Genomic DNA, 17943 nt, shown 5'->3' with positions numbered 1-17943 from the left:
GTCCCTATCTTGGCGGGATGCGCGCCAGTGACCTGCTCCATCCCCGGCCAGAAGGCCTTTACTGCCCGCCCGGCGATTTCTTCATCGACCCGGTGCGGCCGGTCAACCGTGCGCTGATCACGCATGGCCATTCCGACCATGCCCGCTCTGGCCATCGCTCCGTGCTCGCCACAAGGCAGACGCTCGACATCATGGAGCTGCGCTACGGCGAGGGCTTTGCCGAGACCGTGCAGGCGGCAACGCTTGGCGAGACGATGGCGCTCAACGGCGTCTCGATCACCTTTCATCCGTCCGGCCATGTTCTGGGTTCGGCGCAGATCGCGGTCGAGCATCTCGGAATGCGCGTCGTTGCCTCCGGCGACTACAAGCGCCAGAAGGACGCCACCTGCGCGGCGTTCGAACCGGTCCGCTGCGACGTGTTCATCACCGAGGCGACATTCGGCCTGCCGGTGTTTCGCCACCCGCCGGATACCGACGAGATCGCCCGGCTGCTCAAATCGGCGGCGCAGTTTCCCGAACGCTCGCATCTGGTCGGCGCCTATGCGCTCGGCAAGGCGCAGCGCGTCATGCGGCTGCTGCGCGACGCCGGCTACGAAAAGCCGATCTATATCCACGGCGCGCTGGCCAAGCTCAGCGAATACTACCAGAGCCAGGGCATCGACCTCGGGCAGCTCGATCCGGCCACGGTCGACAGCGGCGGCAAGGAGGATTTCGCCGGCGCCATCGTCGTCGGCCCGCCCTCGGCCTTCGCCGACCGCTGGGCGCGGCGCTTTCCCGATCCGATCTCCTGCTTCGCCTCAGGCTGGATGCGCATCCGCCAGCGCGCCAAGCAAGGCGGCGTCGAGCTGCCGCTGATCATCTCCGACCATGCCGACTGGGACGAGTTGACTGCCACCATCAAGGAGACGGGTGCGGCGGAAATCTGGGTGACGCATGGCCGCGAGGAGGCGTTGGTGCGCTGGTGCGAGCTGGAGGGCATCGCGGCCCGGCCGCTGCATTTGGTCGGCTATGAGGACGAGGGCGATTGATGGGTCAAACATTCGCTGACGCCGCGCTCTCGGCAAGAACGAACCTGCCAATCTCCCCCCTCGTGGGGGAGATGTCCGGCAGGACAGAGGGGGGCGCGAAGGATCGCAAGCTTCCCCTATTGGCCGAGCCATGAACCGCTTCGCCGAACTTCTTGACCGTCTCGTGCTGACGCCGTCGCGCAACGGCAAGCTGACGTTGCTGATCGACTATTTCCGCAGCGTCGAGGATCCGGATCGCGGGCTGGCGCTGGCGGCGATCACCGGCGATCTCTCCATCGCCGCGGTCAAGCCGGCGATGCTGCGCGCGCTTGTCGTCGAGCGCATGGACCCGGTGCTGTTCGGTTATTCCTACGACTATGTCGGCGACCTCGCCGAGACGGTCTCGCTGGTATGGCCGCAATCGCCCGGACATATCCCGAACCGGGAGCCGACGCTCGGCGAGGTGGTGGCGAAACTGCAGGCGGCGAGTCGCTCCGACGGACCGAAGGTGCTGGCCAGATTGCTCGACAGCGCCGGCATCTCGGCCCGCTTCGCCATCATCAAGCTGGTCACCGGCGGCCTGCGCATCGGCGTCTCGGCGCGGCTGGCGAAGCAGGCGCTGGCAGAGTTCGGCAAGGTCGACGTCGCCGAGATCGAGGAGCTGTGGCACGGGCTGACACCGCCCTACACCACGCTGTTCGCCTGGCTGGAGGGCAAGGCGGAAAAGCCGCAAAGGACTGCGTCGGCCCTGTTCCGGCCGGTGATGCTGTCCAACCCGATCGGTGACGGCGATCTCGAGAAACTCGATCCGGCCGACTATGCCGCGGAGTGGAAATGGGACGGCATCCGCGTCCAGGCGGTCTGCGAAGACGGTGTGCGCCGGCTCTATTCGCGCACCGGCGACGACGTCTCCGGCGCCTTTCCCGACCTCGCCGAGGCCATGCATTTTTCGGCCGCGCTCGATGGCGAGTTGCTGGTCGGCGAGCCCTCGGCGACGGGCACGTTTTCCGACCTGCAGCAGCGGCTGAACCGCAAGACCGTCACCCCGAAAATGCAGCAGCAATACCCGGCCTTCATGCGCTGCTACGACGCGCTGCAAATCGGCGGCGAGGATTTGCGCGCGCTGCCCTTCCGCGAGCGACGGCTCCGGCTCGAGACCTTCGTCGGCGCGCTCGACCCCAGCCGTTTCGATCTTTCACCGCTGGTCGCATTCGAGGACTGGCAGGCCCTGGAACAGCTGCGCCAGGCGCCGCCGCATCCGATTATCGAAGGGGTGATGCTGAAGCGCTGGGATTCGCTCTATCTCGCCGGCCGGCCGAAGGGGCCTTGGTTCAAGTGGAAGCGCGATCCGCACACGGTCGACGCGGTGCTGATGTACGCCCAGCGCGGCCACGGCAAGCGTTCGAGCTTCTATTCCGACTATACGTTCGGCGTCTGGTCGGGTCCGGAAGGCGCGGAAGAGCTGGTGCCGGTCGGCAAGGCCTATTTCGGCTTCACCGACGAGGAATTGAAGCAGATCGACAAATATGTCCGAGACAACACCGTCGAGCGCTTCGGTCCGGTGCGTTCGGTGCGCGCCGACCGCAAGAACGGGCTGGTGCTGGAAGTCGCGTTCGAAGGGCTCAACCGCTCGACACGGCACAAATCGGGCGTCGCCATGCGCTTTCCGCGCATTTCGCGGCTGCGCTGGGACAAGCCGGCGGCGGAAGCCGACCGTATCGAAACGCTGCAGGCGCTGCTCGATGCGTGAGATTTACTGCGCAATCGAGACGCGGATCTCGTAGATGTCGACCGACTTGCCCTGCTTGTCGAAATCGGAATTGATAGCGATCGTGCCGGCGGCGCCGGGGGCCTTGTTCGGGAATTGCACGTCGAACAGATACTCGTTGCGCTCGTTGCCGACGGCATAGCGCTTGCGGCCGCAATCGCCGAGTTCGCCGAAATTGCAATCGACCGAGATCTGCGTCTCCTTGCCCTCTTCGGAACGGGCGACGATGTCGAACACCGCGTGCTTGCCGGCAAGCTTTTCCAGCACGCCCTGACCGACATCGAAGGCGATGGCCGAGCCCGAGGCGCCGGAACGGATGCGCAGGAACGAGCCGGTGTCGTCCTCCATCACCTCGGCCTTGGCATCGGAGGGTGCCGCGACATGAGTCGGGTCGGCAGGCGAAAACACGTTGATCCAGTCACGCTCCTGTTCGGCCTCGTCGGCCTTTTCCGGCGAGCCGGCAGGCGGCGTGAAATCGTCGTCCTCGACCGTCGGCGGCGCCTCGGGCGGGGCCGTATCGAGTTGGGCCGGCGTCTTGAACACGCCGGTTTGCTGGGCGAAATAGAGGCCGATGCCGGCTGCTGCGAGCAGCGTCACGCCAAGGAAGATCGCGGTCAGCGGCAGGCGCCGCCCTCTGATGCGCCGCTCATCGCGGTCCGGCGCGACCTCGGCCTCGCCGCTCTCCGTCGAGAGGGTGGCGGGGGAATCGAGCGCCGGCGCACTGGGAAGAACCTCATCCGGCATGATGTCGGGAACGACAGGCAGGACGCGCGATCTTGGCGCGTCGGATGCAGGCGGCTGGACCGGCCCGTCAACGACGACAGCAGGCGACGGCGTGGCTTCTGCCGCAGCCACCGTCGGCGCCTCCACGGCGGGCGCTGCTGCGTCGGTTTCCGTCTGCAGGGCAATATCGGGAACCGCCGGCAGGAATTCCGATTCGATCTCGGCGATCTTGGCCTGCACCGCCTTGCGGCGCTTGATGGCGACTTCCACCGTCACGTTCGGATTGGCCTGGAGCACGCGGTCCAGCGCGGCAAAGGCCGAGCGGTAGACCCGCTCGCGAAACGCACGGTCCTCGGCATTGCCCTTGTCGAAGGCGTTCCGGATCGCTTTTTCGATCGGGTCCAAGCGAATTCCCTCTGCACGTTCGCTCACATTGCCATGATCGTTAGCCGCAGGCGACCAATCAATCAACAAGCGAGCGCCCGCATTCTGCCCTGGGCAGGCATCCAGGGCCGATTTCGGTGGTTTTCAGCAAGAGAATCAACAGATTTCGCCTGATCGCCCGGCGCCTTCGAGCACAACTTGCCCGCGCGCCGCCGTCCGAGCAGGTGGCAGATCCGTACGGCTGGAGTTTGGGTTTGGCTTGGAGCGCGAAAACGAAATGCCTGTCCTGACTTGAATTCGCGGCCGTCCATCTTGAATTCCTGACGGGTTGAGTCTATCACGCAGCCCATCTTGGAGGCCTCGGCTTCCCGGGCCGCTTTAGCTCAGTTGGTAGAGCACATCATTCGTAATGATGGGGTCAGGTGTTCGAGTCACCTAAGCGGCACCAAAAATTCCCAACAAATAGAATAGCTTGCGTCGTGTTCGTTCGCAGAACCTTATTTGCGCTTACCCCACAAATAAGGAAAGTCGCCAGTCGCTTGACTCGGTGACCTACTATTGGTTCTATGGTCGGTGAGCATTCCAGCTCGTTCTCCAGTTCTTCAGTTCTCGGACACACTGGGGCGGAAGCGCAGGTGCCAAAAGGCCTGCAGGTCCGCTGCAGTGCGTCGTGCTGTGGTCCCCGTCCTTCCGACGCACCATATGGAGAACTGGCATCATGAAAGAACAGACACTCGAACTGGTTATTCCGGCCGATGCACTAAACGAGGAGTCGATCACCATCATCGAAACAAGCGATTCTGACGCCGGTTGGCGCAGAGAGCACCAGATGAGAGTGGTGGACCAACTTCCAGGGTGCGGGGGTCGTGTCGCCCGGGTTGATCTCGACAACGGTGTAGTGCTTTTCGCCCCCGGATTAGACCTTTATGAAGATGAGAAGCCATCACACCATGAGCGTCGTCTCCGGCGTATGAACCGTGAGTTCAGAGCATGGAAGCGCCGACATGGTGTTGAAGACGTGAACTTAAACGTTTCAGTTCACTGATCTTCATGCAAAGGCGGCCAAAGCCGCCGCCTGTAGCGGCAGAGCCTTGCGCGTCGCCCCAAGTGTGCGGGCGGCGCGCTACAAGCCTGCAGGGCGGCTAGTTCCGTGATCACGTGCCGCAGACCTGGATTCAATTCATCGAGGTCTTTCTTCGTGGTCGTATAGTACCGATGATGAGCAGCCGCATCTCCAATGGTTTTCACTTTCTCGATTGTGGCTGGCGTGGTCCGCGAGAGACGAATGTACTGATTGGACTTTGCGACTCCTATGATATCGCCAAAGCCCTTTATCTCGTTTTTTGAGTCGATGATTTGGGCAAGATGCCCTGCTTTGACTATGGCTTCCACGAGAAGAAGCTCAACTAAGCGCCGACACATCACCGCTGAGCCATTGTAAAAGCCTCGATCATAGGAGCCATTCGCTTCGCGTCGGATTTGCTCCAAGTGACGGCGCGCGCCTAACGAGATTTCGTTTGATATGAGATTGTCGCTGACTTTAGCAGTTCGTGGATCAAGGAAGTCGGCGAACTTTTCAGCATAGACACGGTCGCTGGACGCCCTTATCCGGAAAGTCCCACGGCCTTTCGACCCGGCAACAACGTTCGTATTGCCCCTCAATTTCATGCTGAGCCGAGAAGCGTTGATGTTTGATCGGAGCCGATAGGCTCCCAGCACCTCTACGATTTGAGGAACGCTAACGCCCCCTGCTTGCTCAGGGTCTCGCGTCAGAAACCATATAATTGCGATTGCCTCATCAAGCTCCGTCAATTTCTGCTCAGAGAGAAACGCCGCGAAATCAGCCAGCTGCTGTGTCATTCAGTAACCACTTCTCAAATGCAGCGTGTGCAGGGGCAGACAAGCGAAACGTTTGAGGCTTTGTCGCTGGTGTAGTTGCAATGAAATCCGACTTCGCTGCTGTGACCGCGTCAGACGCCTGAGGCGGACTCATTCTCACGCCCAGTCCATTCAAAATGCGCATCATGTTGCCCGAAGTCATAGGAACTTCCCCGGCGTACCACGAGACAAACTTTACCTGCTAAATCCTGTTGGCGGAACCGACGACGATTTTGTTCCTAAAGGTCTGGAAGCGAACATCGTTTTTGATCGCGTTCAACAGGGTGGCTTCATCAAAACCGCCGCTGCGATCAGTCTTGGCTCCTGATGTTCTTGGCTTGCGCTGTGGCCGCTTCGCCTTCTTGCCACCCTGCTCGGTGACTTGGCCATTCTCAACTACTGGCTCTTCATCGATTGGATACTTTGCGGCGCGCGACCCAAGCGTACCAATGAACGCCGAAATCAGTGAGTCGAAGGCTGCTTGTTGAACAGACTCGGAATTGAATGAGTTCACTGCCTTCGCAATGTCTTCCATCTTGTCGAGCAAAAGATCGAGATCGTTATCGGACATGGATTCGCACCCCCAAAAAAGGAGTGCGAATGTTTCACTGAGTCGAAGGTTATTTCAAGGGTTAAATGTTCGACAGAATTTTACTGTCGTTACCGGGGCTGCTTCATGCCCGCAATCATACTGCTGAAGTAGTTGTCAGACGGAGCGGCGCGGCGTTTCCCGCGGAACGCTGCGCCCTCGTCGCTGTCGAGGAAGTTCTCAACCAGAGCCTCCACCGTGCTCCGCGTGCCGTTGCGAGTTGCGACAACCACGCCGCCGCCGAACTCATAGCTCTCGTCAACCTCGAACGTAGCTTCTTCCGAAAGCAGCGCGATAGCGCCCTCCATCAGTCCATCGGGGATGCCAGCGTCCTTGCAGGTGCTATGCAGGGCTGAGTCGATCTTCTCCCGCTTCCGCGCCTGCCTCTCGCGCTCAACATCCGTTTCGTGCTTGGCCTTTAGATCAGCCATTGCTTTTTCAAGCCGCTCGACTTCGCGTTCGTATGGCTCGCGGACCTCTTTCCAAATCTGATGATTGAGGATGTGGCGGCCATCCGTTTTGCCGGCTTCCGGCAGATACCAGTCGCGGTTACTTTCCGGCACGCTCTCGATGCGCTTGACGGTTCGGGGAGCGGCAAAGCTGCCGTCTTCATGGAACAGGGCGCGCTTGTCCATGATCATGCCTCCCTCGCATGGGCAGCGGCGGCTTCTTCAACCGCGCGTGTGTTGATTGCGGCCAGTCTTGCTGATGGCGAGTCCTCCGCCGAGCGCACAAGGCTGACAAACAGGCGGCCCGGCCTTTCCATGGCATCCACGGCCTTGTTCAAACGCTCAAGTCGAGCGTAGTCCGCCGCGTGGAAGCGCATCCGATAGTGGTGCTTAATCGCATTTTGCTCCGCCTCACCCATCCCGACGAGCATAGCTGGCCCGCGCAACACAGCAGCGATGATGGTTTCGTTGTTCTCAGCCTTTGCCTTGGCAATGGCGGCGGCGCGGTCCTTGGGCAGCATGTTGGCGAGGCGCGCCCTGATTTCGGCCTCCATGGCAAGCGCCAAGCTATCCTTCGGCGGTGGCGGGGAGCCGGTGCGCTTTTGGATATTGGCGATCTCCGTCTTGGCCCTCGTCCGAGCGGCGTCAAGCTGCACTGCGACGCGCTTGCCTGTCTTGCCCGCCGCATTGGCAATTCGCAGCAGATTCGCTTCTGGCGTCTGGGTCCTGTCGGCGAGCGCGGCCGCTTCGAAGTTGGCGAGTACCGTCGCTTGCTCGCGAGCGAGCTTCACGGCGTTCGACATGCCGGAAAGCACAGGGTCAGCGATAGGCGCACCGGTCAGCGGGTCGGTCTCAGCGTGCCGATCAACGAAAGCTTCATTCAGGTCGAGAGGAACTTTTACCATGGGGTTCTCCTTCAAAAAAGTTTGCGATTTTCGAGGACGAGCAGGGCGAAGCTGGCGCGAGCAACACCGGCCTCGATTTGAATGAACCCGCCGCCCGACAATTGCCGTCTGCGCGGCTCCAGCATGACACGAGCGATATCGCCGTCAGCTTCGCGGCTCATGTACGTGCCCTTCAAGCCATCGACCCGCACTTCCTCGCCTGTCTCGAAGACAGGGGTCTCTGCCGCGACTAGAAATTCCGCGCCCTTCTGGAGTGAGTGAATGTGCCATTGCTGTTTTTGCGGATCAGCTTCGCGTCGCGCGTGCCGCTGGCATTGCCGACAAAATCCAGCACGCAATAGCGCAGTCCTGACCCAAGCAGGACGATGTCGCCGACTTGCACCATCAGATTTCCTCCGGGCGGGCGATGCGCTGTTCAATGGCATCGAAGTCGAGGGGCGGCTTGCCCTCGCGATCACGCTTAACGAGCAGGGCGAACTGCCAGCGCGGCAACACGAGATGTTCTGTATGGCCATCGTCATGATCGTGCTGCACGGTGACGAACAGTTCAGCGAGCTCTCTTGGCGCTTTGGCAAGCATCTTGCCGTCCACCGTCTCAATGAACGGATGGGTAGGCGAAGGAGCAGGCAGCGCGAAGAAGAGCGTGTCCTGCTTCAGGAGTGTCACGCTGCCGTTAGCGCCGTAGCGCGCTGAACTGTACCCGAAGCCCACTGCGGCTTCCAAGCACCTGAAGGACAAGCACGGTGTGGATCGCGCCCCGGTCACGTTGCGCAACCTGCGCCTGAAGGGCGGCGGCCCTGAGTTTCACAAGTTCGGCGGCGAGGTTTTTTACACGCCCGAAGGGCTGGACCGCTGGGTCGAGCAGAAGCTGTCGCGACCGCTGCGCTCGACGTCAGAGCTGGCTGACCGCACCGCCGCATAAAACGAAACCCGCCGGGGCTTGGCGCCACAGCGGGGTTCGGGGATTTCAATTCGGGGCTTTGGATGGCCCGGAAAAATATGTCCGCCCTTATGCGTCGTCAAGCTGCCCGGCCTCTTCAGGAGGTCGCACCATGAGCGCGCCGCACGGCCTATCCGTCCTCGATCCCGACGATGGCCAGCCGCGCCACATCATTCATCGATCAACGGCGGCGAGCTTTCGCGATCTGAATGCTCGCCGTTCTGAGCTTGGTCTGGTGCCATTACATCCGGCGTCGTCGCTCACGCTTCTCGGACGCGAAAGGCAATCCATCGAAGCTGCGACAGTCAGCGCATGGAAAAGCTGCCCGCTGCCGGTGTTGCGGCCATAATGGGCAAGGCGCGGCTTCTCGGCCTCGTCGTAGACAAGACCGAGGTTGCCACGGTCATCAGAAAACCGGCCCGGTCGCCTACGACCGACACGCGGATGAGCCTCGAGGAGTGGCAAGCCAAGTTCGCGCCGAAGCGCGTCGACCCCGGCTCGAACTAACGGTTTGCATAACACCTGCTATCCGTGCACCCGCTCAGCGCACTGCGCCGCTACTGACCAATATGCGACGCGACCGACATCATCGCCTCAGAGTTCGGGTGGGCGCCCAAGCCGCCATCGAAAACCTCGGAGAACGTCCAGCGAACGACGCCGTTGCGGTCGAGCAGGAACTGGCCCATGAGCTGGCCCACGCCGGTCGCCATCATTTGCTGGTCCGCTTCAGTGATACCGTAATTGTCTTTTTTGTTCAGATATTCGAGCGTGGCAAACGGATCCATCGGCTCAGGCATTTCGCCCGGCACGTTGACCCGCATCGCCTTCACATCGCTCATTGAGACCTTTTGCGGCCATGCGCTCTCGTCTTCGGTGATCTGCATATTCGGCAATCCAAAGGCGCGGTGTGAAGTCCGCTTCGGATCGGATGCCGCGAGCAGGCCGAGCATCGGATGGTACCGGAGATAGAGGCGCGCCCGCTCGATGGGCGTGTTGACCACTGTCAGGCTTTCGATGCCCTTCTCGTTGAGGGCTGGGGTGAGCAGCGAAATCGTCGCGATATGACGCCTGCAAAAAGGACAATGGAGACCTCGATACAGCCCAACCAGCACTGGTTTCTCGCCACGGAAATCGTCGATAGCGATTGTGCCCTCGCGGGTAATCGCGTCGAGCACGAAATTGGGCGCCGTTTCGCCCAGTTGTAGAGGGCCTACGTGGGTGCGGTCGGACATCCTTGATCCTCCTCGCGGGTCATCCAGTAATGGAAACGCGGCGGTACTTAGGGCTCCAGCCCGTGTTCGGCACATACTTCCTGTGCGTGTTGAAATTGCACTATAGCACAGAGATGGCGGACTTTGGGGGCGCTCCCTTAGTGTCGGCACTTTCCGAGCTTGATTTCCGGCCATTTTCGAGAACAGCCTGCGCAGCGCTCGCGCCGTTTCCGACGCGGGCGTCCTCCGGAAATCCGCTCAGCGCCTACCAGGCCCAATAGCCTGCATGCCAGCGGTGGTGGTACCGGAAACCGGGATGCCAATGGCGGATGGGCCGGATCCTTACATACCGGTTCGGCACGCAATTGCCCCACCTGTTGACGTGCCAGCGGGGACCGCATCTCCAGCCGACAGATTCTATGGGGAGCGAGGCGGCGGTGGGCTTGGCCATCGGCATGGCCTGCGAGCCGGCGGCGGATAGCATCAAAGTGCCAGCCGCCAATGCGAGAGGCAGGATGTGTTTGGTGAGCATGACTGTGGTCTCCATGGTTCACCCCCGCGACGAAAATACCATCGGACGGGCTGAATGCCGGGTGAACGAGACCATCACATATTCGTCATTTGGGCCGCTGCTCTCGCAGGCGAAGACAGGACTAGCTGTGAGCTTTCAGTAGGTTGTCCATCCGATCCAGACCGGGAAAGCTGAGGTTGTCGAAGCTTCAGTGATTCTCGGAGGACCGGATGAACGTCCATAAGAATGCCCGGCTGACGCCACGCGGTCGAGAGCGAATTGTAAGGCAGGTCGAGAGCGGGCAGACGCCGCAGGCCGTCGCCGAAGCCGCAGGCGTCTGCCCGCGGACGGTTCGGAAGTGGGTCGACCGATATCGCCGCGAAGGCTTGACAGGGTTGCAGGATCGCTCATCCCGGCCGCATCGGCTGCGCCAGCCGACGCCTGCAGCGATTATCGAGACCATCGAACGACGGCGCCGCCAGCGCTGGACGGGCAAACAGATCGCCGCTGAGGCCGGCGTCTCGCCAGCGACTGTCAGCCGTGTTCTGCGCCGACTGGGCTTGAACAAGCTGAGCACCTTGGAGCCAGAACCCGTGCGCCGCTATGAGCGGGAGCATCCCGGCGAGCTCATCCATCTTGATATCAAGAAGCTCGGCCGGATCGGCTCTGTCGGACATCGCATCACCGGACGACAAACTGGCATGGTTAATCGTCACCTTGGCATCGGCTGGGAGTTCGTCCATGTCTGCATCGACGATGCTTCGCGTGTCGCTTTCGTCCAGGTCATGCCCGACCAACGCAAGCAGAGCGCTGTCGCCTTCCTCGGGCCGCCGTTGCTTATTACGCCAGCCTCGGTTTCCGAGTGCAGCGGGTAATGACCGACAACGGTTCCTGCTACCGGTCAAAGACTTTCCGGGCAGCCTGCAAACGTCTCGGCCTGCGCCAGATCTTCACCAAGCCTTATACTCCCAGAACCAACGGGAAAGCCGAGCGCTTCATTCAGACAAACTTGCGCGAATGGGCCTATGCGCGCGCCTACAACACCTCAGACGAACGCACCGCCGAACTGCCACGATGGCTTCACCGCTACAATTGGCATAGACCGCATGGCAGTATCGGCTCAAAACCACCCATCAGCCGACTCGGTCTTACCGAGGACAACCTGTTGAGGCTCCACAACTAGCTACAATGCCTGCGCCTTCGCGAGGTCGCCAAAACCCCGGCCACGCGCCGGGGTTTTCGCTTGAGGGAAAACAGACAGGCCTGCCGCCGTTCGGCTCGGCGGCCGGCTTCAATCGCCTGCGCAGGTAGCTCAGTGGCGGTCAGGCCATCTTTGCCAGGATCTTGGCCATATCTGCCGCGTCGAAAGCCCTCAATGTCTGTGTTCTGATGTTGCCCACCGATGCGATTGATAAGGCGAGTGCGGTGGCAGCAATCTCGTCGTCGGCTTCTGCAATCGTCACGACGTCATACTGACCAAGCGTCCACAACAGCGTGTGAACCTTGACGCCGCTCTTGCTGGCCATCGCCTTGAAAGCCTCGGCACGCTTCTGGGTGTCCTTGATGCTCTTGATACCTTGATCTGTGAAATTCGACAGCAATACGTAGTAAGCCATTGGTTCCTCCCACAATGGGGATCGTTCGGGCGCTCACGGCGCGTCCGCCGTCTCCCAGAAATACGATAGCACGAGCCGGGCGGGCGAACCACAGGCGGCAAGGGAGGTGCGGCTGCGGCACCAGCTATTTCGCCGATCAGTTTGAGGCAGCAGGATCCGTTGCTACAAGGACGCCACGGTCTTCAGAGCGCCGTCGAGCATGTCGCCCTTCTCGTCCTTCAGAGCCGCTTCGCGCAGCCGTCTTATCCAGTCGGCGGCATCTGGCCGGCCCCGAACCAAATCGAGTGCTGACAGCACGCGATCGAATTTCGACTGGGCGCGGGTGTGGGTGTCGCTATAACCCTTGATCAGCCGGCGGCAGTTCAGGATCTCGACGGCGAGCGCGTAGTCAGCGGACACATTGCCGAGTGCCAGGTCATACCAGCGCTCCAGATGCTCGGCCTCCACCTTGTGGCGCAGCAGGCGGCGCCGCCAGCGGCGCAGGCCGCCGATGAACCAGAGCGCTGTAAAGCCGGCAAAGCTGTCGGTGCGGATGTGGCGGCCGCGGTTGATGCGGCGGTCGAGGAAGGCGGCGAGTCTTGGCCGGCTTTCGATGTAGCTGCCCAGCCCCGCCGGCAGCGTGCCGCAGAACTCCTCGATGCGCGGATGGAAATATTCGGTCACCTGCAGGACAGTTCCGTCCTTGACGCCGATCTCACGGCGCACACGGCTGTCGCGGGTCGAACGGGTCTTGAGATCGGCGACGCGGATCATGTCGTCGTAGCACATCGCGTTGGCGAGATGCTTTGCCGCAGCGATCGACAGCGCATAGCCATGCCCGGCATCATCCAGCGCGACGGCCCTGTCCAGACGGTCGAGATATTCGCCGCCATAGGCGATGTCCTGAAAGTCGACGATTTTCTTCAGGCCGCGCAGCGCCATGTCGCGCACAGGCGTCGGCAAAGCATCGATGCGAGCAGCCAGCTGCTGCCAGCCCTGCAAGAGACTTTCCGGCCCGCTCACCTTCGCCGCCAAGCCGGAACCGGCTTCTGGAGCGGCCGGCATCTCGGCCATTTCGCCCGAGGGCGCAGCGCCGGTAATGCCGCGCGCGCGATCATAGGCGGCGGCGAAGGCGGCGAGGCTGGCTTTCGCGCCACGGCCGCCGGCGCCGATCGCCTGCTCGTAGCTTTCGCGGGTGAACGGCAGCGCGCCAGAGCCAGCCAGCGCGCCGAGCAGGCTGGCCGAGATCATCGTGCCGTTGTCAGCGGCGATCTTTTCCATGTCGAAGGCGATGAAGCGTTTGGCGGCGGCCTCTGCCGTCGCGTGCACCTTCTCAGACGAGGCGCGGCCGTCGCCGGGCTCGATCTTTTCCGACACAGCGGCGATGCGGTGCGACGAGGTGATCAGCGTCGTGCGCTCGGGCGTGACGAAGCCCCTGATGATAGCCCGGCCTGCCTCCATCAGCTCGGCGGCGATCAGTATGTCGACGTCGCCCTGCGACGGCGACAGCGCAAAGACCGGCAGGCGGCCGGTGTCGCGGGCCATCTCGACATAGTAGATCGTCGCGCCGGTGCGCTGGGCAACGCCGGCGACCGAGGTCGACTGCGCGACGTAGCCATTGCGCTCGGCGACGTCGGTGATCCAGTCGGCCAGCACGCCGCCGCCCTGGCCGCCGACCGCCAGCACCGCGAGCTTGATGACGCGATCGTCGTCATGGGCGCCCGCCTTCGGGCGCAATGGGGCATTGTGGTCAAGCATCGGCGAACATCAAACGGCGGCTTTCGCGGCGCCGCTGGAGGAGGCCGATCACCGCGCGGCGCGTGCTTTCGAGGAAGCGATCCCAGCGGTTTGGGTTGTGCACGACATCGGCGCGGTAAAAGGATGGGCAGAGCACCGCCGCATCCGCCACCTCGCCGCAATTGCCGCAGCCGACGCAGTTCTGGTCGATATGCGCGACCGGATCGTCGCGCAGCGGATCGTCGAGCGACTTCACCGACAGTGACGGGCAGCCGGAAAGCCGCATGCAGGCATGGTCGCCGGTGCAGATGTCCTCGTCGACGCCGAATTTCGGCTTCACCACCCGCTCGCCGCCCTTGATCGCCTTGTCGACCAACGGCTTCTCGCGGCGCTGGCGGTTGAGCATGCATTCCGACGAGGCGACGATGACCTTCGGCCCCTTTTCCTCGGTGGTTAGCGCCTCGCGCAACGTGGCCTGCATCTTGCCGACATCATAGGTGCGGTCGATGTGGCGCAGCCATTTGACGCCCATGCCCTTCACTGCTTCGGTGATCGGATGCTTGGTCGATTTGGTCTTGTTGCCGGCGCGGGACGAAAGAATGTCCTGGCCTCCGGTGGCGGCCGAGTAGAAATTGTCGACGATGACGATGACGCCGTCGTTCTTGTTGAACACCGCATTGCCGATCGACGAGGTCAGGCCGTTGTGCCAGAAGCCGCCGTCGCCGACGAAGGAGATCGAGCGGCGCTTGGCATCGGGCGAATTGAAGGCCGAAGCCGAGGCCGGCCCCAGCCCGTAGCCCATGGTGGTGGCGCCGAGCTCGAAGGGCGGCATGATCGAGAACAGATGGCAGCCGATGTCGGAGGCGATGTGGTGCTTGCCGAGTTCCTGCTCGACCAGCTTTGTCGCGGCAAAGATCGGCCGCTCCGGGCAGCCGATGCAGAAACCGGGCGGTCGTCCTGGAACGACATTGATCAAATCGGCGGTGTCGACGCCTTCGCCTGATTTGTTCGGCGCGCGCACTTCGCCAGGCAGCAGATGCGGCGCCTCGGCGCGCAGGAACGAGCCGATGCCGTCGAGCATGACCTGGCCGGTATATTCGCCGGCCATCGGCAGATGTTCCTTGCCGACCAGCCTGGTGCCGCGCCCGGCCTTGTGCAGCATGGCGGCAAAAGCCTGCTCGATGTAGTTGGGCTGGCCTTCCTCGACGACCAGCACGGCCTGCTTGCCCTCGCAGAAGGACAGGAATTCGTCGTCGATCAGCGGATAGACGGCGTTGAGCACATAGAGCGGCACGTCGGTATCGCCATAGGTGTCGGCGAGGTTGAGGCGCTGCAGCGCACGGATGACCGCATTGTACATGCCACCCTGCATGACGATGCCGACCGAGCCATGGTCCGATCCAAAGATCTCGTTGATCCTGTTCTTGCGGATGAAAGCGACCGCCGCCGGCCAGCGTTTTTGCACCTTCTCCTTCTCATGCAGGAAGGAGGCGGGCGGCAGCACGATGCGGCCTGTGTCGCGGCGCGGCGCGTCGAGCGCATCGGCCACCGACATTGGCGGCCGCTTGTTGTCCTTGGCGATGAAATGACCATGCACATGGCAGCAGCGGATACGGACCTGCAGCATGACCGGCGTGTTGGAGGCCTCCGACAGTTCGAAGCCGTCTTCCACCGCCTTGACGATCGACGGCAAATCGGGGCGCGGATCGAGCAGCCAGACCTGGCTCTTCATGGCGAAGGCGTGGCTGCGCTCCTGCATGATCGAGGAGCCCTCGCCATAGTCTTCGCCGACGATGATTAGCGCGCCGCCGGTGACCCCGCCCGACGCGAGGTTGGCCAGTGCATCCGAGGCGACATTGGTGCCGACGGTCGACTTGAAAGTGGCGGCACCGCGGATCGGATAATGCACCGAGGCCGCCAGCATGGCGGTGGCGGTGGCTTCCGAGGCGCTCGCCTCGAAATGTACGCCGAGTTCACCCAGAATGTCCTGCGCATCGGCCAGCACGTCCATCAGATGGCTGATCGGCGCGCCCTGATAGCCGCCGACATAGCCGACGCCGCATTGCAGCAGCGCCTTGGTGATGGCGAGGATGCCCTCGCCGGCAAACTCCTCGCCATCGCCGAGCCTCAGCTTTTCGACTTCCTTGGCAAAAGACCGTTCGGCCATTTTTTCTACTCCTTCCGTTGCCGCCCGGCGCTGGCGGCGCGTAGGTCTAGATGTCGTGCTTGCGGATGTTCTTCAGCATCTTCAAAAGCGTGGCGATGAGCGCGGCATATTCGGCATCGTCGACGCCGTCGAACATGGCTTCGAAGGCGTCATGCATGGCCGGCCAGGCGCGCGCGAACAGGGCGCGGCCATCTTCGGTCAGGAACACATGGCGGAAGCGGCTGTCGGTGACGCCCTGCTCGCGCCGCACCAGGCCCTGCCCTTCCAGCGTGTCGAGCGTGCGGCTGAGCGTCGACTGCTCGATCACCGTGTAGACCGAGAGGTCGTTGACCGTGACGCCGTCGGCGACAGACAGCACGGCCAGCGTGCGCACCTGCGGAATGGTCAGGCCCTGCTTGCGGAAATCCTCACGCAAGGTGGCGTTATAGCGACCCATGATGCGGTTCATCAGATAGGGCGCGAATTGCTGCAGGCCGATCTCGCCGAGGGTCGAGATGCGCTGGCGTTTTTCGGAGACGCTCTGTTCCATCACAGCCTCCCTGCCAGCAGGTAGCCGGACCCGCCGCTGAGGCCGGCACCGGGATGGGTCGAGGCGCCGATGTGGTAGAGGTTTTTGATGCCGGTGTGGTGGTTGCGGCTGGCCTTGAACGGCCGCCACAGGAACGACTGGTCGATGGTCGAGGAGCCGCCATAGGGATCGCCGCCGACCAGGTTGATGTTCATCCCTTCGAGGTCGGCCGGCGAATAGGCGCGCCGCGCGATGACGCTCTCCCTGAACCCGTCGATATGGTTGGCAAGGATCGCCTCGGCGCGATCGGCATAGGCCTCGCGCAGCGCTTCGGTCCATTGCCCGTCGGCCCGGACCTGTAGCTTGCCAGCGGCATCGCCCTTGATGTGGCGCGGCGCCTCGGGCAGTTGCAGCCACAGGATCGCCTTGCCGTCCGGACAGCGCGAAGAATCGAGCGCGTGCGGCTGGCCGACGCAGATGGTCGGCACCTCCGGCAAAAGGCCGCGCACCGCCTCGTTGCAGGCTTTGGAGACGCCATCGAGCCCCGGCGTCAGGTGCAACAGCGCGACTTTGTCCAGCCCGCCGCCGCGCCAGGCGGGCGGCTTGTTCAGGGCATAGTGGATCTGGAAGTTGCCCTTGCCATAGCGATAGTTCTGCACGGCTTCAGTGGCAGCCTCCGGCGCATCCTTGCCGAGCAGCCGCCCGTAGAGCTGGGTCGGCGTGACCGAGCAGATGACGCTCTTCCTTGCGTGGACCGTCTCTCCCGAAGCCAGCCGCACGCCGGTGGCGCGGCCTCTGTCAAGGATGATCGAGTCAACGTCGGATTCTGTAGAGATCACGCCGCCTTGCTCGGCGATCAGCGCCTCGAAGGCCGAAAGCAGGTTCCTGGCCCCGCCCTTGACGATCGGCGCGCCGGCCGCCTCCAGCGCGAAGGCGATGACCTTGGCGATCTGGCCGGAAAACGCATCCTCCGGACCAAGGCCGGCGTGCAGCACCCAGGGCGCCCAGAGCGCGCGGATGGTGTCGGATTGATAGGTGCTTTCCAGCCAGCCGCGCGCCGACACCAGCGCCTCGCCGAAAAAGGCGGCAAGACCGCGCGGGCCGCGCCGCCAGGCGTCGCCAGCCAGCATTTTGGCCGTCGGATAGGACCACAGGGCGCCGCCAAGCAGGCCGAACAACAGGCCGGCATTGCGCTCGATGCCACCGACATCGCTGCCGTGACGATCGCCGTCGCCTGCCGCAATCGCGTTGATCGCGGCGATGTTGGCGGCGCGGTCGGTGCTGAGCACGGCATGGTTGCCGTCCGGCCGCAGCACACCGGTGGGCGTCGCGGTATGGCAGAACTCCAGCCCATGCCGCGCCAGATCCTTGCCCAGAGCGGCAAAGGCCGGCGAGGTGATGAACAGGACGAAAGTCGTCGCCATCACGTCATGGATGAAGCCGGGCGCCGTGATCTCCTCGGTGCGCATGCAGCCGCCGATGCGGTCGTTGCGTTCGAGCACGAGCACCTTCGCACCCTTGCCGCCAAGCATCGCCGCGCAGACCAGGGCATTGATGCCGCTGCCGACGAT

The 17943-nt window shown here is 62.7% G+C and carries 21 protein-coding genes, 1 tRNA gene and 1 pseudogene; 8 read left to right on the top strand and 15 right to left on the bottom strand.

What is annotated here, in order from left to right:
• Positions 1-17 precede the first annotated feature (17 nt).
• Positions 18-1028 carry a ligase-associated DNA damage response exonuclease gene (locus D3227_RS15625; RefSeq protein WP_120015008.1) on the top strand — a complete coding sequence of 337 codons (1011 nt, stop codon included), beginning with the start codon at positions 18-20 and terminating at the stop codon, positions 1026-1028.
• A 130-nt stretch (positions 1029-1158) separates the two neighbouring features.
• Entirely contained in the window at positions 1159-2757 is a 1599-nt protein-coding gene (locus tag D3227_RS15620) for a cisplatin damage response ATP-dependent DNA ligase (RefSeq protein ID WP_120015007.1), read from the top strand.
• A 3-nt stretch (positions 2758-2760) separates the two neighbouring features.
• Here D3227_RS15620 and D3227_RS15615 read toward each other — a convergent pair whose 3' ends face one another.
• Positions 2761-3903 carry a hypothetical protein gene (locus D3227_RS15615; protein WP_167480714.1) on the bottom strand — a complete coding sequence of 381 codons (1143 nt, stop codon included), beginning with the start codon at positions 3901-3903 and terminating at the stop codon, positions 2761-2763.
• A gap of 351 nt (positions 3904-4254) precedes the next feature.
• On the opposite strand from D3227_RS15615, the gene D3227_RS15610 reads away from it, so the two are divergent.
• Positions 4255-4330 (top strand) — tRNA-Thr (locus tag D3227_RS15610).
• A gap of 270 nt (positions 4331-4600) precedes the next feature.
• Positions 4601-4927, top strand: a complete 327-nt coding sequence (locus D3227_RS41110) for a GNAT family protein (protein ID WP_147377607.1) — start codon at positions 4601-4603, stop codon at positions 4925-4927.
• On the opposite strand, the gene D3227_RS15605 is transcribed toward D3227_RS41110, so the two are convergent.
• From D3227_RS15605 to D3227_RS15585, 7 genes are all read right to left on the bottom strand, one after another.
• Complete coding sequence (locus tag D3227_RS15605) at positions 4921-5742, bottom strand: DUF4145 domain-containing protein (RefSeq protein ID WP_120015005.1); 822 nt, start codon at positions 5740-5742, stop codon at positions 4921-4923. The genes D3227_RS41110 and D3227_RS15605 overlap by 7 nt on opposite strands.
• A gap of 220 nt (positions 5743-5962) precedes the next feature.
• Positions 5963-6331, bottom strand: coding sequence for a hypothetical protein (locus D3227_RS15600; protein ID WP_120015004.1), 369 nt, complete (start codon positions 6329-6331; stop codon positions 5963-5965).
• 89 nt (positions 6332-6420) lie between these two features.
• A complete protein-coding gene (locus D3227_RS15595) occupies positions 6421-6984 on the bottom strand; it encodes a hypothetical protein (RefSeq protein WP_147377606.1) in 564 nt (187 codons plus the stop codon).
• A 2-nt stretch (positions 6985-6986) separates the two neighbouring features.
• On the bottom strand, positions 6987-7718 hold the full coding sequence (locus tag D3227_RS15590) for a hypothetical protein (RefSeq protein ID WP_147377605.1): 732 nt from the start codon (positions 7716-7718) through the stop codon (positions 6987-6989).
• Positions 7715-7864: a hypothetical protein gene (locus D3227_RS41595; protein ID WP_167480713.1), complete on the bottom strand. Its 150-nt coding sequence runs from the start codon at positions 7862-7864 to the stop codon at positions 7715-7717. The genes D3227_RS15590 and D3227_RS41595 overlap by 4 nt, the downstream gene beginning before the upstream one ends.
• Positions 7865-7932: 68 nt before the next feature.
• The gene (locus D3227_RS41590; protein ID WP_167480712.1) at positions 7933-8088 is read right to left on the bottom strand and encodes a hypothetical protein; all 156 of its coding nucleotides are present in this window, start codon (positions 8086-8088) and stop codon (positions 7933-7935) included.
• A complete protein-coding gene (locus tag D3227_RS15585; RefSeq protein WP_120015001.1) occupies positions 8088-8414 on the bottom strand; it encodes a hypothetical protein in 327 nt (108 codons plus the stop codon). Before D3227_RS15585 ends, D3227_RS41590 begins: the two co-directional genes overlap by 1 nt.
• Before the next feature lie 34 nt (positions 8415-8448).
• Here D3227_RS15585 and D3227_RS15580 point away from each other — a divergent pair, with 34 nt between their 5' ends.
• The 3 genes from D3227_RS15580 (at position 8449) to D3227_RS15575 (ending at position 9150) form a co-directional block, all read left to right on the top strand.
• Positions 8449-8625, top strand: a complete 177-nt coding sequence (locus D3227_RS15580; protein ID WP_245451768.1) for a hypothetical protein — start codon at positions 8449-8451, stop codon at positions 8623-8625.
• 130 nt (positions 8626-8755) lie between these two features.
• On the top strand, positions 8756-8992 hold the full coding sequence (locus D3227_RS41105; protein WP_147377604.1) for a hypothetical protein: 237 nt from the start codon (positions 8756-8758) through the stop codon (positions 8990-8992).
• The gene (locus D3227_RS15575) at positions 8956-9150 is read left to right on the top strand and encodes a hypothetical protein (RefSeq protein WP_120014999.1); all 195 of its coding nucleotides are present in this window, start codon (positions 8956-8958) and stop codon (positions 9148-9150) included. Before D3227_RS41105 ends, D3227_RS15575 begins: the two co-directional genes overlap by 37 nt.
• A 50-nt stretch (positions 9151-9200) precedes the next feature.
• On the opposite strand, the gene D3227_RS15570 is transcribed toward D3227_RS15575, so the two are convergent.
• Both D3227_RS15570 and D3227_RS44295 read right to left on the bottom strand, forming a co-directional pair.
• Entirely contained in the window at positions 9201-9875 is a 675-nt protein-coding gene (locus D3227_RS15570; protein ID WP_120014998.1) for a peroxiredoxin-like family protein, read from the bottom strand.
• Positions 9876-10119: 244 nt separating this feature from the next.
• Complete coding sequence (locus tag D3227_RS44295) at positions 10120-10386, bottom strand: GCG_CRPN prefix-to-repeats domain-containing protein (protein WP_120015146.1); 267 nt, start codon at positions 10384-10386, stop codon at positions 10120-10122.
• Positions 10387-10595: 209 nt separating this feature from the next.
• Between D3227_RS44295 and D3227_RS15560 the strand changes: the two are divergent.
• Positions 10596-11548: pseudogene (locus D3227_RS15560) on the top strand (IS481 family transposase).
• A gap of 139 nt (positions 11549-11687) precedes the next feature.
• On the opposite strand, the gene D3227_RS15555 reads toward D3227_RS15560, so the two are convergent.
• From D3227_RS15555 to D3227_RS15535, 5 genes are all read right to left on the bottom strand, one after another.
• A complete protein-coding gene (locus tag D3227_RS15555) occupies positions 11688-11981 on the bottom strand; it encodes a GYD domain-containing protein (protein ID WP_120014997.1) in 294 nt (97 codons plus the stop codon).
• A gap of 162 nt (positions 11982-12143) precedes the next feature.
• Positions 12144-13718 carry an indolepyruvate oxidoreductase subunit beta family protein gene (locus tag D3227_RS15550; protein ID WP_120014996.1) on the bottom strand — a complete coding sequence of 525 codons (1575 nt, stop codon included), beginning with the start codon at positions 13716-13718 and terminating at the stop codon, positions 12144-12146.
• Positions 13711-15864 carry a thiamine pyrophosphate-dependent enzyme gene (locus D3227_RS15545; protein ID WP_120014995.1) on the bottom strand — a complete coding sequence of 718 codons (2154 nt, stop codon included), beginning with the start codon at positions 15862-15864 and terminating at the stop codon, positions 13711-13713. The genes D3227_RS15550 and D3227_RS15545 overlap by 8 nt, the downstream gene beginning before the upstream one ends.
• A gap of 46 nt (positions 15865-15910) precedes the next feature.
• Positions 15911-16393, bottom strand: coding sequence for a MarR family winged helix-turn-helix transcriptional regulator (locus D3227_RS15540; RefSeq protein ID WP_120014994.1), 483 nt, complete (start codon positions 16391-16393; stop codon positions 15911-15913).
• The coding region (locus tag D3227_RS15535; RefSeq protein ID WP_245451767.1) for a phytoene desaturase family protein at positions 16393-17943 on the bottom strand (1551 nt) is incomplete at its 5' end. The genes D3227_RS15535 and D3227_RS15540, both read right to left, overlap by 1 nt.

Origin of the sequence: Mesorhizobium waimense, assembly GCF_003601975.1 — a bacterium.
Classification (GTDB): domain Bacteria; phylum Pseudomonadota; class Alphaproteobacteria; order Rhizobiales; family Rhizobiaceae; genus Mesorhizobium; species Mesorhizobium waimense.
This window is presented reverse-complemented; position numbering and strand designations above follow the sequence as displayed.